The organism is Oscillatoria sp. HE19RPO (assembly GCF_024220515.1).
Lineage (GTDB): Bacteria > Cyanobacteriota > Cyanobacteriia > Cyanobacteriales > Laspinemataceae > Laspinema.
Genome location: NZ_JAMXOT010000125.1, coordinates 1 through 15041, shown reverse-complemented (window position 1 = coordinate 15041; position 15041 = coordinate 1). Strand labels below are relative to the sequence as shown.

At 45.5% G+C, this 15041-nt stretch carries 10 protein-coding genes; 4 read left to right on the top strand and 6 right to left on the bottom strand.

Annotation, left to right across the window (positions count from 1 at the left end):
* Positions 1-10: 10 nt before the first annotated feature.
* Positions 11-388, bottom strand: a complete 378-nt coding sequence (locus tag NG833_RS11995) for a Mo-dependent nitrogenase C-terminal domain-containing protein (RefSeq protein WP_254565522.1) — start codon at positions 386-388, stop codon at positions 11-13.
* A gap of 930 nt (positions 389-1318) precedes the next feature.
* Here NG833_RS11995 and NG833_RS11990 point away from each other — a divergent pair.
* Positions 1319-1801, top strand: coding sequence for a hypothetical protein (locus NG833_RS11990; RefSeq protein ID WP_254565521.1), 483 nt, complete (start codon positions 1319-1321; stop codon positions 1799-1801).
* A 183-nt stretch (positions 1802-1984) separates the two neighbouring features.
* On the top strand, positions 1985-2170 hold the full coding sequence (locus NG833_RS11985; RefSeq protein ID WP_254565520.1) for a hypothetical protein: 186 nt from the start codon (positions 1985-1987) through the stop codon (positions 2168-2170).
* Between the two features lie 214 nt (positions 2171-2384).
* On the opposite strand, the gene NG833_RS11980 is transcribed toward NG833_RS11985, so the two are convergent.
* Together NG833_RS11980 and NG833_RS11975 are read right to left on the bottom strand one after the other, a co-directional pair.
* Entirely contained in the window at positions 2385-3062 is a 678-nt protein-coding gene (locus NG833_RS11980) for a vancomycin high temperature exclusion protein (RefSeq protein ID WP_254565519.1), read from the bottom strand.
* Between the two features lie 209 nt (positions 3063-3271).
* Positions 3272-3994, bottom strand: coding sequence for a Uma2 family endonuclease (locus NG833_RS11975; protein WP_254565518.1), 723 nt, complete (start codon positions 3992-3994; stop codon positions 3272-3274).
* 706 nt (positions 3995-4700) lie between these two features.
* Between NG833_RS11975 and NG833_RS11970 the strand changes: the two genes are divergently transcribed.
* Complete coding sequence (locus tag NG833_RS11970) at positions 4701-5924, top strand: HAMP domain-containing sensor histidine kinase (RefSeq protein WP_254565517.1); 1224 nt, start codon at positions 4701-4703, stop codon at positions 5922-5924.
* A gap of 339 nt (positions 5925-6263) precedes the next feature.
* Here the strand turns inward: NG833_RS11970 and NG833_RS11965 are convergent, their stop codons facing one another.
* Positions 6264-7529 carry a restriction endonuclease subunit S gene (locus tag NG833_RS11965; RefSeq protein ID WP_254565516.1) on the bottom strand — a complete coding sequence of 422 codons (1266 nt, stop codon included), beginning with the start codon at positions 7527-7529 and terminating at the stop codon, positions 6264-6266.
* A 100-nt stretch (positions 7530-7629) separates the two neighbouring features.
* The gene (locus tag NG833_RS11960) at positions 7630-9210 is read right to left on the bottom strand and encodes a class I SAM-dependent DNA methyltransferase (RefSeq protein WP_254565515.1); all 1581 of its coding nucleotides are present in this window, start codon (positions 9208-9210) and stop codon (positions 7630-7632) included.
* 897 nt (positions 9211-10107) lie between these two features.
* Here NG833_RS11960 and NG833_RS11955 point away from each other — a divergent pair.
* Positions 10108-13854 (top strand): EAL domain-containing protein, encoded by a 3747-nt coding sequence (locus NG833_RS11955; protein WP_254565514.1) that lies wholly within the window; start codon positions 10108-10110, stop codon positions 13852-13854.
* A gap of 386 nt (positions 13855-14240) precedes the next feature.
* Here NG833_RS11955 and NG833_RS11950 read toward each other — a convergent pair.
* A partial coding sequence (locus NG833_RS11950; protein WP_305884991.1) for a calcium-binding protein occupies positions 14241-15041 on the bottom strand: 801 nt, incomplete at its 5' end.

Below are 15041 nucleotides of genomic sequence, written 5' to 3'. Positions count from 1 at the left end.
CGGATTTTGTTTAACAGTAAACGGTGACGTCCTCACCGCATTCATCAGCTAAATAACATAATGCTCGGAAGCGTAGCCCTACAAACTGCTCATAAAATGGGTTGAGTTTACATAGGGGCGGAATGTGAAATAAGACGCGACCCCAGATTTTGATATCCCGTTCAAATGGACATTGGGCGGGAATCATTTTACACAAGCTATGTGCCAGTTGGCGATCGCGAATTTCTAAGCGATCGAGCCACTGCTTGAGTGGGCCTAATGGCTGAAAAAATTGCCGGTGTGGATGAGTTGGAACCCTAGAGCGATCGCTTGGTGGGGTTGCTTTTTCAGAAAGCTCTATCCAAGTCATGCGAATTAGATGCTGTATGGTATAATCTAATACATTCATCTGGTTTCCTCTGTTGTTACGAGCGGGTGCTAAGTCAGCACTTGCATGGACATTACAGCCTTTTATCTGGTCAACCCGGATGGCTCTCAATCTAGTGACTGATCCGCAAGAGGTTTAGGTTTCCCAAGGGGGCGGTCGGATTTGGCCTTGAGGTTCTCCTCTTTCAAACTCTTTCGATCTTCTCTAGTTTCTGTGAAAATGGGACGGACTTCTATCACCAAGATGAATAATCTCTATCACGGCTTAGTAGCGATCGCGATCGCTCTAATTTCAGCTTTTTTACCCTAGGCTAACTCCCAGGGCTAGTCTAAATCGGCGCAAAGCCCTAAAACCTGACTCTCTTTCAAGCTCAAAATCGCTTATTTTGAGGATAAAATTTTCTAATCTCTTTCAGTAAGTTTGACTCAAGCATAGTGGACCTCTATCGAGAGTCTTTCTGACTTGAATACTCACCCAAGCAGGGAAGGGGTAAATCCCGCCCATCTTGTCAAACTGATGTCGGGCATCTCTATAGACCCATTCAGCTCATCCAATCTCTCTCTATTGGGGTATTTATACACAAAAAATAGTGTTTTTGGAGTTTAGAGTTATAAAATAAAATTAATAAAAATCTGTGAACTTTTCCAGGTAAAAAGCAATCTTTGGCTGGTTGGTTATTAAGTTCATAGAGGGTTGTTGAAATTCAAGCAACCCCAATTTGAGTCCAATTAGGATAATAATATCCAGAACCAGAGGAATAGCAGGCAAATCTTATAAAATCCACCCTAAGAGCGATGAAAAAAATCAGGGAAGGCTGTGAAAATAAAACATAGACTTCTGGCAGCAGTCGGAAGTGAAACCAAAGCCCGGTGATGCCTTCAACAGGCTGATTAGATGTCTGAAAAAAGGCCAAAATCAGGCATCGGTTTATTAACCTCAAAACAAACAGGAATGAATGCCAACTTTATGAAGACGGTTAACTTGTCTATTTTACGAACGGTGGGAGCTTTTGCGATGGGGGGGCTATTAGTCGGGTTCATGCCCCTTGCTACACCGGGTCCCAAAAACGTGATGAACCCAGGAGACTCTATCCAGTCACAACCTGGAGAATTAACGGGATATGTAGAAATACTATTTACGGAACCCGGAGACCCCTGCATTCAGAGTCAAGAAAGATATCTCGATCCCGGGACGAAAGTTGTGATTCAAAATAGCGATCGCCAGCCGATCGCCACAGGAATGTTAGGGGTAGGGACCCCGCAACCTTTACAAGCGGGTTTTTCTAAAATGACCTGTAAATTTCCTCTGGTTGTAGAAAATATCCCCGAACTTCAGAACTATATTATTAAGCTAGAAGATGGGGAAGAGTTCCCCTATTCTCGCAAACAGTTTGAGCAGAAAAACTGGCGGGTAGAATTAACTCTGTTTAGATAATAGTAGGTAATATTTACGGTAAATTTGTAGGGGTCTTGTCTATCCCAGGGAGATTGCGATCGCGATCGCAATCTCCCGGGGATAATGTTCACATCAGGGTCAGACGACGATCGCCTTTTAGAGAAACAAAGGGATTTATACTAAGAACAGATATCCGAATTGCTCATCGAAGGTAAAGGCAGCATGAACCCAGAAGATTCACCCAAAGTTGATAATCAAGACGATGAATCCTCGTCCCCCAGGGGGCCAGAATCAAACTTAGGCTTAGACGAGTCAGAATCAGTGGAAGAATTGAATGCCATTGCTAAAGCGCTGATGGTAAAGCTACTGTGGTCTCAGGTGGGGCTAATGGATGATAAAAATCCGTAAGTTTTTATTTACTCAAGAAAAATCCAGGGCATCGATGCAGGAGTATTTCAGAAACCTCGGAATTTCAGTTCGGTCTCCCTAAAAGACTGAGTTCCTCCAGAAATTAGAGTTTGTAAAGACGCGATTAACGCAATTTGTCGATCGCGTCTTTTTTTAGGGGGTTCAGAAAATTTTGGGCAACCGCTGGACCGACTTTTTTCCAACAGTCCCCCGTTTATTCCCCTGATTTCCCTCCTTCAAAAGGACCGATCACCCGGGGTTTAGGTCGAGTAATCTGCACCTGCCATAGTGCTTTGACGACGGCGATAAATTCCCGAAACGTATAGTAAGTCATCGAATCGGTGCGAAAAATTCCCCAATCGGGGGTTCCTAAACCGACTGCTTTAATTCCCATCTGATGACCCGTATAAACGGCCCGAGGGAGATGATACCGTTGGGTAATTAAAACGGCCTGTTCAATGCCAAACAGGGTTTGAGCGCGGTAACAACTATCATAAGTGCTCAATCCGGCGCGATCGAGGAGAATGTCGGTGAGGGGAACCCCCTGTTTTTCGGCATAAGATGACATCGCTTGAACTTCATCATAATCAGGACGGAAGTTGTCCCCAGTCATCAAAATTTTCTGAACGCGACCCAGTTTATACAAATCGATCGCAGCTTGAACGCGATCGGCCAACATCGGGGTGGGACTCCCATCATCCCAAACCCCGGCACCAAAAACAATGGCGATCGGTTGCGGGGGAACCTGTTCGATTTCCCGATAGCGATCGCGGTAAGTCACGGCATAAACGTAAGCATTCAATCCCAAGGGAATGACGACCATAGCCATCCCCAAAAATAACAGTAAAAGAGACCAGTTTATCAAATCCAAAACACCCATTACAGATTCCATTTTACTTGTTTCAATAAAAACAAATTTTATTTTAAAAAATAGAAAATTTTTAGATAAATTACTCTATGCAGTTCAATCCATTGTTTGTCATATCCGTAGGATATTTAAAATTAGTTTACATCTGAATTAGAGATTTATCATTGGGTGACTCAATTGGGTTAAAGATTCCGGAATGCAGAGGATTTCGGAACCTTTAACTTTGACAAATCTTAAGTAATATCATCCGGATTGATGCCCATTTCTTGCAGCTTTTTCCGCAAGATAGCGCTACGCTGACGTTCGGCATCAACTTCGGCGATCGCCTCCTGTGCACGAGCACGTTCGGTATCGGCTTCTTCCTCGGGCGTCAGCACCAGTTCCCCTGCTTGGGTAAAAAACCGCAGCTTTTCCTCTAAAATACCTAAATAAAGCTGCAATTGTTCACTCCAAAGCCATCCTTGCTCATTGGCTTGAATGGCCTGATATTCCCCATTCATCAAGTGAAATCCCTGGAACTCTAAAGTATAGGGATCAAACCAAAAATAATCAGGAGTACGCCAAATATCTTGGTAAAGCTGTTTTTTTAAGCCTCGATCCGTGTTGGCGGTGCTATCAGAGAGGACTTCGATAATAAAGTTCGGATATTTTCCTTCTTCTTCCCAAATGACCCAACTTTTTCGCTCTCGGCGTTCCGTATCCAAAACTACGAAAAAATCCGGTCCGCGCATTTCTTCCGATTTGCGTTGGCGGGTACTGTAATAGACGCTCATGTTGGCGGCTACAAAAAAATCATTGCGATTTTTCCAAAACCGCTCTAAACAAGCAAGCAGCAGCAGCAGTTGTTTAAGGTGTCGATAACTTTCCAATGGCGGCTCCTCACTCCATAAATCGCCTGGGGGAAAGATAGGAATTTCCGAGGTTTGACTCTGTACCATGTTGGTCTCCCCGTTCATCGTTGTTTTTATCTAGTTTAGCAGATTTTTGCATAAACAAAAGAGGGAGATAGGAAGAACTTGATCGCCTCAAACCCCTAAGATTCTAACCTCTGTACAGAATGAGCGGATTCTTTCTAGGAGATAGTTCGGTCAAACCTCTTTAAAGAGGGTGAGTAGCTGGCTTGCTTAGGGTGGGAAAAATCATTGAAGGTTGAAGAAAAAATTCACTTCAAGCTTACGGTTGGCTCAGTTCCATCAACATGAAACCCGGGTGAATTGAGGGGTAAGATTGAGTGATTTATTCCTTTACAATGCAACCGGAGCGATTTTGACAACCCGTGGGGTGATGCCTGCTGTATGGGGAGTGGTTAGGACCCTTGGTAGAGGTTGATGATTCCCGGATCTTGAAAATGAGGACCTGGAGGCTGATTCCTAAACTGGCGATTTCTCAGGGGTGGGGCTTGAGTTGCCTGCCGGTTGAGCAGCCCTAGGAACCCGTTTGGAGCGATCGGGGTGAAAACTATGCAATAGTGGTCAATATCCTGTAAACTAATCAGGCATATTCTGTCTATAGCGCTTCAATAACACTCCAAAAAGTACAATGGTTATTCCGGCAATCGCTATCCTGGCGATCGCCCATCCCACCCCAGGGCTCAATTGTTCTGGCTTCCTGAACCTTGCTGACGCCAATCCACCCCTTTATCATCTCTGAACTGCTCTCTCTATGATGACACCCATCAACTCAGCTTTTATGGAAACTATCAGCCAAGCTTTTGCCAGTAAAATAGACGAAATCCTCAAACAATGGAAAATGAAAGTCCGTTTAGATACTAAAATTGAAAACTCAAAAAAATTATCTGAACCCGCCCTAACTAATTTAATTCCTCAAGTTTTAGAGGCGATGACAACGGCTTTGACTGAATCAGAGGAAGATGATTTTGAAATGGTGGCTCAAGCTAGTTTAGAACATGGAGTCAATCGGTTTGAGCATGGCTATGATGCCGCTGAAATTGCCCGAGAATATCGGATTCTGCGCCAAGTAATTTTTTATATTTTAAAAGATGAACTGCTAAAATTATCTAACATCGAATCGTATCGGGCGTTTAGGATTATTGATGCTGTCATAGACCAAGCGAGTGCTTATTGCTTTCATCAATTTGTAGAAGAACGGACCCGAAAACTAGAAAATCTTCAGCAGCAAATTACCAATAACAATGAAGAATTAACGCGGTTACTGAGTCTGAGCCAAGAAAGTTTTTCTCAACTGGCCCATGAACTCAAAACGCCTTTAAATTCAATTATGGCTTATTCCCAACTGCTCCTGCGTCAGCAACAAGCCAAAACCGAAGAAGATTCCATCACGATTGAGCGAATTGAGCGAGTCCTGCGCGCTTCTCGACAATTACTACAACTGGTTAATAATTCTTTAGAACTGTCTCAGGTTGATGCGGGGAGAACTCAATTAAATTTGAGAAAAATCGACCTCAATTCGGTAATTGCCACGACCATAGAGACCATTGAACCCCTAGCTCAAGCTAAAGAATTATCCATTATTGTTAGCAACGATCGCGCGCCGGAGCAGGTCATTACCGATTTGTCTCGCTTCCAGCAAATTTTAATCAATCTGCTGAGTAATGCAGTCCGCTACACAGAAACAGGCTCGATTACCGTTATCTGTGAAAGCCTTCCTGATGAAAAATGGTTACTGGGTATTAGGGATACGGGTATCGGAATTGCTCCAGAAAATATCGAGCGAATTTTTCAGCCATTTTCCCGAGTGGCCCAGCGGGTTTCTCAACAAGCTGAGGGCAGTACGGGCTTAGGTTTGACCATCGTCTCCCAACTTGTTGAACTTCTGAAAGGAGAAATTGAAGTCGTGTCTCAAATTGGTGAAGGGTCGGAGTTTCTCATTGTTTTCCCCCAGGAAATTAAGCAGAATAACGGATAATCTCTGCCTTTAATGGAGTTGCCCGAGAGAATTTTACTGGTCGCAGTAGTAAAAATTTGGGTGAAATTATTTGCCATTTTAGATGCCGGATAGCTTAAAATAAAGTTCATATTTTTTTATAAAAACGGGCAAACATAATCTGGTATTTTATTCATAAAAAATTATGAAACTACCTAGAAAATTGACTAATTTATGGGTTGGGGAGAGTTTTAGATTGAAGAAAAATAGAGATTGTCCTTCATCTCTCCCCTAGATTTCTCTTGGAACGTATTGAATCTTCCTGAAGTGGCTCGGCCTTTGTTTCACCCTGAAAACTAATGATATTCCTTGACCTGTTCTCTACTCGATCTCAATTTCACCGGAGAGTAATTTACCCAAGAGTAACTCCCGAGTTAACTTGAGGTTAGTCGTTTTGGCTTGTAATATTTCGATTTGCCGACAGAGGGGGTCAAGGGTTTCGAGAAACTGACGGTGGGTAGCGGAGTCGGGAATGGCGATCGGTAATTGTCGAAACCAGCTAAGATTGATTTCGCGGTACATTAATCCTGATGCGAGGTTAAAAATGCGATCGCGGTTTTCCTTAATCCAAAAATATATATAGTAAGCAGATAACCGCTCATTGGGAATACAAGTGATAAACCCTTGGTTAGTACAAGCCGTGGTGGTATTAATTGCCACCACGCCAATGGTTGCCCGAGAGGTCATCATCACCGAATAGGGGGGGAATGTGCGAATTTTACTGCGTTGCTGCCCTAACTCCGTAATTTTGTGAGTAGAACTGGACACAAACATCGTTCCCGCAGTGGTTAAGTCGGTGGTTCTATACCACACTAATGTTCCATTGGCCCAATATTCGGGCTTTTTCTTGGCTGGGGTATCGCCGCTCATGGTTTCGATCGCCTCACCAATCGGTGCGATCGCCCATCCCACGGGAAACAATTCCTGGCCGGTCACTTGTTGTTCTTCTGGCGTTGCCTTCCGCCATTCTAAATTAGGAATCTGCCATTTCGTGAACCACTCGTGATAGAGACTTTGCGCCATCTGTTCGAGTAGCTTAATCCGCCGTTCGTTGTTAGAAATTAAATCATCATAATCCGTCAGAATGGCTGCTATTTTTTGTTGTTTACCCAAATCTGGATAGGCGACTGGCATTCCTTTGAGTGCATTCAAACTGATATAACACTGAACGACTCCAGCCTTCCTGGCCTGTAACGAATTTTGAAAAATCGGGCCTTTCACCCAGTAATAAAGATAGGGCGACCAGATCAGGGTCTGATTGGGTCTTAAAATAGCAAGACTGCTAGAAATCCCAAATAAGTCCTCGGGTTTAACTAAATAGGGTTCTCCGATACTGCCAATGATCCCAAATAAAATATCCCCGGCTTCTGGCTTGCGAATCGATTGTGTACTTTTACAAAAATAGCGTTCAAAATCCGCTTCTGAAATCCAGTCAACTTTAGAAAGTTTTAACCGTCCCGGTTTAATATTTTTGGCGGTTAAATAAAGGATGCCACTGTCTTGTCTTTTGATTTTGGCATGAGTGCCATCGCCAACCAGACAGACTTCACCAATCTGTTTTTTCGTCCAATTGTTTCCTTGTTTCACGGTTTTAACTGAAAAGTATAGTACCAGACTCTAGAATTAAGTAGTCCGCAGTCCTGGAAAAAAGGATAGGAATGAGGAAGTCGGGAGATTATTGGATTGTTCATTCATTTTCTGTGACCTTTAATAGGCCATCAATAGTTTTAGAAATTCGCCCTTCTAGTTCTCTGGACTCCACCGTGAGCATCTCGAATTCGGCATGGAGTTCTTGTAATTTTTCATGAAAATCAAAATCGTCTTCGGGTTGGGGGGCGATCCCGACATACCGGCCCGGATTCAAACTATAAGCCTGTTCTGCAATTTCCGAAATCACGGCAATCCGGCACAACCCGGGAACATCTCGATAGATATTGTCCGGAAATGTTTCCTCCCAATTCGGTAAAGTTCCATAAGCAGGGACCGCCGGATTGTAACGAGTATGTTCCGGTAAAGTTGCCACAGGTTCAACCGATTGTCCGCGATACATTCGGACAATATTCCCTAAAAATTGAATTTGTTCGTCACTAAATTGGCGGTGGGAACGGTAAACGTGCTGATAGAATTGACGGGCGTCGATAAACAGCACTTTATCTTTGCGAGGGTTATTCACTTTGTCGCGATCGAAGAACCAGAGTGTACAGGGTAAGCCTACACTATAGAAAAAGTGAGAACCGACAGCAACGATCGCCTCTAAAACCCCCTCGTGAATCAGCTTTTTGCGAATTTCTAACTCCAGGCCGCGAGCATCGCTGGCGGAATTTGCCATCACAAAACCCGCACGTCCCTTGGCATTTAAGGCACTATAAAATAATTGAATCCACAGATAGTTGGCATTATCAACCCGAGGTAATCCCAACGGAAATCGGGGGTCATTTTTTATCTTTTCTTTATCTACTTTGTCTACATTAAAAGGAGGATTGGCCATGACAAAATCGAATTTACCCACACAATCATGGATATCTTCATAATAAGTATTACTCTGGCGAATATCTCCGTTGAGTCCGTGAATAGCAAGATTCATCAAGCACAATCGAACATTGTCTGCAATTTTCTCTTGTCCATAAATTCCGATTTCAGTGCTAGGATTTTTCTGTCGTTTTTCCACAAAGGAGGCACTTTGGACAAACATTCCTCCACTGCCGCAAGCTGGGTCAAAAATGCGCCCCTGATAGGGTTCGATAATTTCAACAATTAGTTTGACTAAAGAGGTTGGGGTAAAAAATTCACCCCCTTTTTGTCCTTCGCTCATGGCAAAATTGCTGAGGAAGTATTCATAAATTCGCCCAAACGCATCCCCTTCGATATCCAAAGCGATGGTATGAAAGTCCGTCAGCAGTTGCCGGAGGATCTCGTTACTCAGACGGTGGTAAGTTTTGGGGAGGACGTTTTTCAGTGCGGGGTTTTCCGCTTCGATCGCCCGCATTGCACTATTGAGTTCTTCCCCAAGATTGGCGGATTCCGGTCGATTCAGCAGGGATTCAAACCTCGCCTGGAGGGGAATAGATAACACTCGTTCCCGTTCCGCGACGGGGCGATCGCTTGTGCGATAGCGCTGTAAAGCTTGGGTAAACTTATAGTCAGCATAGCGCAGGAAAATTAACCCTAGGACCGGCAGGGAATATTCCGACGGTTTGAGTTTGGAATTGGCACGCAATTGATCCGCCGCGTCCCATAGGCGTTTTTCAAGTTGATAGTAGTCTGGCATCGGTGAGTTTTCCCCTATCTGTGAACGGTATTTGAGAGCGTAGACCTTGGATGCTTCCCTCCATAGGATGTTGACATAAATTTTATTGTATGATACTTGTGGCGCGGAGTCTAATAATTTTTGCTACAAAAACCCTGGTCCCTGAGAAGGGTGGAACTATCGAACCCAGCCGCTCCTGGGTGGACTAATTGACGGAAGGCTTGATTCCGTGGGATTGGGGAGGACTGTTTAGGGAATTAGACTGGATATCAGTCCCTTCTCTGGCTTGAGTCAGGATGACTAAAATTTGTCACGGACATAGGGCGAACGCCGGGGATTCCTGCAAATCCTCGCCTCCCTGTTTAAGGGGGTTAGGGCAGGGATAGGTTTTATATTGCCACAAATGCTGTTACGCTTAGAGTTAAATCTAAACTGCCAGAACTCCAGGCTAGAGGAGTGATTCATCAATCGTTCCTAGGCCCTTTATCCGCGATCCCTCCTGCTTCCCAAAATTGAGGCGAGATTTTCGTTCAGGTTTTACTAAAAGTGAGAAAAGGAGCAAGAATGAGGGAAAAGACCGATCGCCTTGATTAACTGGGCAAATGGTAGCGATAATTACTCCTAATCGGGGTAACGATCCAGTAGGGTGGACTTGTTTTGGCGGTGCAGTCTTTGAGAGTACCTTCTATGATGACTCTAGGGGGTTTGATTAGCATTGGCGGTTTCACCGGGAGAAGTTGGGGACTCTTGGAGTATGGACTTTGGTCCATTAGGTCGGACTCTCCTAAATTGTGTTGTGGAAAATCTCAAACTGTGCAGACAAACCCGGGGAAAAATGGTTTACTAAAAAGGATGGATAGCGTTATCGTGAGAAAGAGGCTTTAGATTCACTTGCTTTTCCAACGGTGGGCATTAACAGTGGCAAATGGCAACCTATCGGGACGGTTACGGCGATCGCTGGTGGTTTATACGGCATTGGGGATGCTCTCCATTGGTGCAATTATTTCCATCATCGGTATCGGCTTCCTTTCTCATCATCTCGACCAGGACCGCCAACAACAGGTACTTTTAGCAGCCGAAACGAAAAGTCAAGCCCTAGAGCAGTATTTTTGGCAGGTGACGGCGATCGCTGAAGAGCTTTCCCTCAATAACACCCTTGAAACATCCAGTCAATCCCTTGGGGTTGATTTAACCCTGGGGTTGCAGTTGAGTTCTCCTCTGTTGATAGATATCCTCCAACAAGCCCCCAAAATAGCCGGGATCACTCGGCTGGATCGCCAAGGTGAGGTGATGGTCCAGTTAGGGAAGGAGATTCCCCGGGCCTGGGAGTCGGAATCCGTGGGGGATCCCCCTGAAAAAATCTCCTTCCAGCCGGTGCAAGAGGGCAACTCGTCTTATTTGCTCGTCACTGTAGCCCGGGTTAACCCGCCATCCCCAGAACCCCAGGGGAGAGATTTATTTTTATTCACCGTCTCGGAAATTGAAAGAGTTTTACAGGAATTTGTCGCGACAGGTCAATCCCTAGAAATTGCCTTAGCACGAGTTAATCATGGGCGGATCGATCTCCTGCTGCCATTCCTAGCTTATACGAAGGAAGCCAGGTTGATGCCCCTGGGGTCGGATACTCATCTGTCGGTATTCCGGAACCAGAATATGACGCACCAGCGCAGGGTAAAATTCCTTAACAACAGTCTTCCCGGTTCGGAAGCGGTGGCGATCGCACCGATTAAGAGTAGCAACTGGGTGGTGCTGGTACAACTTTCCTCCACTCATGTTGAAGCAGGCATTCGGCAGATGCAGCTTTTAGTTGGAATTACGGTGGTTTTATTACTCTTAGGCACGGGAGTAATCGCCCTCTTGATATATCCCCTCACGGGTCCGATTCTGATTCATGCGGATCAATTAGAACAGCAGTTGCAAGCGAATATGGCTTCTTTGGAAGGGGAACTGCAAGAACGCAAACGCACGGAACGACTCTTAGCCGCACACGCTCGGGAAAGTGCGGTGATTGCCGGGTTAGGACAATGGGCGCTGGCGGGGATGGAGGTGATGAGTCTGATTCAAGAAGCCGCCGAAGAAGTGCTCCATACCCTCGATAGCGATTGTTGTTGCTTGTGGGAATTGTTAAACGATCGCCAGGAATTGGCGTTAAAAGCCAGTGTGGGATGTTGTCAAGATGAGATCGCTTCGGTCACAATGGGGGTAAATACAGAATCCCAAGTGGGTTATACCCTATTGGTGAATGAACCGATTTTGTCTTTGAATTTCCAGGAGGAAACCCGTTTCACTCCCTCCCCCTTTTTGTTGGAACGCGGTATTCTCAGTGGGATTACAGTGCTGGTACATGGACAAACGGGACCTTATGGCGTTTTAGCAGCTTATAGTACGCAACGCCATCAGTTTGATGTAGAGGATTTGCACTTTTTGCAGGCGATCGCCAATGTTTTAGCTGCGGCGATCGACCGCCAGAAACGGGAACGCGCCTTGTGTGAGAGTGAAGAACGGTATGCTTTAGCCGTAGCTGGGGCGAATGATGGACTGTGGGATTGGAATTTGCTCACCAACCGGGTGTATTTTTCCCCGCGTTGGAAATCCCTGCTGGGGTATCAGGTGGAAAATGGGGAGAAGATTTCTGAGCATAACTCAGTTTACCGTCCAGAGGAGTGGTTTAGCCGAGTTCATCCCGATGATATCGACCCCCTGAAACAGGCGATCGCCGATCATCTGGCTGGAGTTACCCCCCACTTCAAAAGTGAACATCGGATGTTAGATTTTCAGGGACAGTATCGCTGGATGCTGTCTCGGGGTCTGGCGGTGCGAGATCATCAGGGAAAACCCTATCGCATGGCTGGTTCCCAAACCGACATCAGCGATCGCAAAGCCACGGAAGAAGCCAATATCCGCCTCGCTGCCTTTCCCAAATACAACCCCAATCCCGTCCTCGCCTGCGATTTTCAAGGAGAAATAGTCTATGTCAATCCCGCCACCGAACGAGTTTTAGAAGAATTACGCCTGGGACTGGTAACCGGCTTTTTACCCAGGAATCATCGGGAGTTGGTCATCACCGCCCTCAAGCAGGGAAAATCTGGGTGGCAGGTGGAACGCTTCGTCCAGGACCGGCTGTTTTATTGGTTGTATCACCCGATTCTCTCCCTGAATATTGTGCATATTCATGTTATGGACATCACCGATCGCCAGAATGCCCAAGATACATTACGCCATGAAGCCCTGCACGATAGTCTCACCGGGTTGCCGAACCGGGCCTTTTTCCTCAACCGCCTCACTTCTGCCTTAACTCGGGCCAAAGTTCAACCCGATTATCAGTTTGCAGTGATTTTTCTGGATTTAGACCGATTTAAAGTAGTAAATGACAGTTTAGGGCATTTTATTGGGGATTGCCTGCTCGTTGCTTTAGCCAAACGCCTGCAAAACTGTGTCGGTGCAGGTGATATTTTAGCTCGGTTTGGGGGGGATGAATTTACCATTTTAGTCGAACATATCCCCGATATTGAAACAGCAAGGACCCTGGCTGAACTGATCCAAACTGAACTGATTTCCCCCTTTAATCTGAAAGGTTATGAAGTCTTTACCTCGGCGAGTATTGGCATCGCCCCGAGCAAACAGGGCTATGATCGTCCTGAAGATTTACTCCGGGATGCGGATATTGCCATGTATCGCGCCAAAGCCCGAGGCAAAGCGCGATATGAGGTATTTGACAGTCAAATGTTAGAAAATGCCGTCGCTCAGTTAAACTTAGAAAATGATTTGCGGCGCTCTATTCTTAAAAATGGTGATTTGCCTCTCCAAGCTCCTAGACCTCAGCCCCAATTTCTACCCCAAAAAATCCGCGAATCCACGCCTCATTTTGTGAAGCCCGATCCTCAGAGCTTAGGAGAAAAAACAGACAGTCAGCCCAATTTAGAACCGGCGGAATTCCTGCTCCATTATCAACCGATTGTGGCGTTAGATACAGGGTTAATCTCAGGATTTGAAGCCTTAGTGCGCTGGCAACATCCGGAACGCGGGTTAGTGTTTCCTGGGGAATTTATCCCAGTGGCGGAAGAAACGGGGTTGATTTTACCCTTGGGGGAATGGGTGTTGCGGGAAGCTTGCCTGCAAATGCAACAGTGGCATGAGCAATTTAAGACACCGGAACCGTTGAGTATTAGTGTTAATTTGTCTGGACAGCAGTTGGGACAACCGGATTTACTGGCCCGCATCGATCGCATTTTAGAAGAAACCCATCTGGATCCGAGTAGTTTGAAGTTGGAAATTACTGAAAGTGTGTTAATGGAAAATGCGGCATTAGCAGCAGAGTTACTCGAACAATTGAGGGCGCGGAATATTCATTTGTGCATTGATGATTTTGGCACCGGATATTCTTCTCTGTCTCATCTAGCGCAATTTCCGATTAATACTTTGAAAATTGATAAATCGTTTGTGATGGGAATGGAGGGGGATAATGAAAGTTCGGAAATTGTCCGAGCGATCGCCACCCTGGCCCATAATCTCGGGATGTATGTCACCGCTGAAGGGGTGGAAAAAGAGCAACATCTAGTCCAACTTTGGTCCTTGCATTGCGATTATGGACAGGGGTATTTTTTCTCCCGAGGGTTGGATCGGGTTGCGGCCCAAAAATTGCTAGAAAAATCCCCTCGGTGGTAAATCGGTCCCCCATTTTTGGGGGAATTTTTATCACAAAATCTGCAATTTGTCAAAATGATTTAGACACGCTATATACTCAATCCGGTTGTCAAAAGTCGATTTTCTTTCTGACCCTGCATTTGGCGTAGCCTCATAGACATCGGAAGCGTCCGTTCGACCGGGGAACCCCACCATGCAGGGGTGTGGGTTTTTATAGACCTTTGGGAACCCGATTCCGTATTAGGACTAGAATAAGGCATTCAGTCAAGAACGGCAATACGTGAGGCGTATCTTTTTTGGGCCGCGCCTGGATGACAGAAACCCGAGTTCTTAAAAAACCCGAGTTTCTATCATCTATGTCATGGTTTAGGGGTCAGGAGAGGAACTCCCTACGACCCAGAAGCAACCTAAACCACTTCAAAGAAATCCTGCTGGTCAAGGACTGCAATATTCACCCCATTCAGGATAGCTAGAACCTCATTTCCAACAGAAATCACCGCCCCATTATCCCCTTGAGTCAGAGTGAGGTTATTATAGGTTAACCCTTCAGCTAACCCAATTAAATCCTCGCCATCGGTGAAGTCAACGATGACATCAACTCCGGCACTTGGTCGAATCACAAAGCGGTCATTTCCAGCACCACCGATGAGGATATCATTTCCTAAATCCCCAGATAGCCAATCATTTCCAGCCCCTCCTATCAACAAATCATCATCTTTACCGCCATAGAGAACATCATCTCCATCGCCACCAATGAGGGTATCATTCCCTTGATTTCCATAGAGGAAATTATTCCCGGACCCGGCATAGACTAAATCATTCCCTAAATCGCCAAATAGCACATCGGTCCCAGTGCCCCCGACTAGGGTATCATCTCCTTGTCCACCGTGGAGGGTATTGTTTCCGGCTACAGCAAATAGGACATCATTGCCTTGATTCCCATTCAAGAAATCATTTCCGGGTCCTCCAACTAGGGTATCTTCCCCTAAATCCCCATAGATTTCATTATTACCTGAATTAGCAACAATATAATCATTTCCTTGTCCACCATGCACCAAGTCATCCCCGGCACCAGCATCAATGAAATCATCACCTTGGTTGCCGTGGAGAATATCATTACCATCCAAACCAAAGATTTGGTCGTTACTACCTAATCCTTGGATAAAATCAGCCTCGTTGGTTCCGATGATGGAATCCGGTTCCGGAGT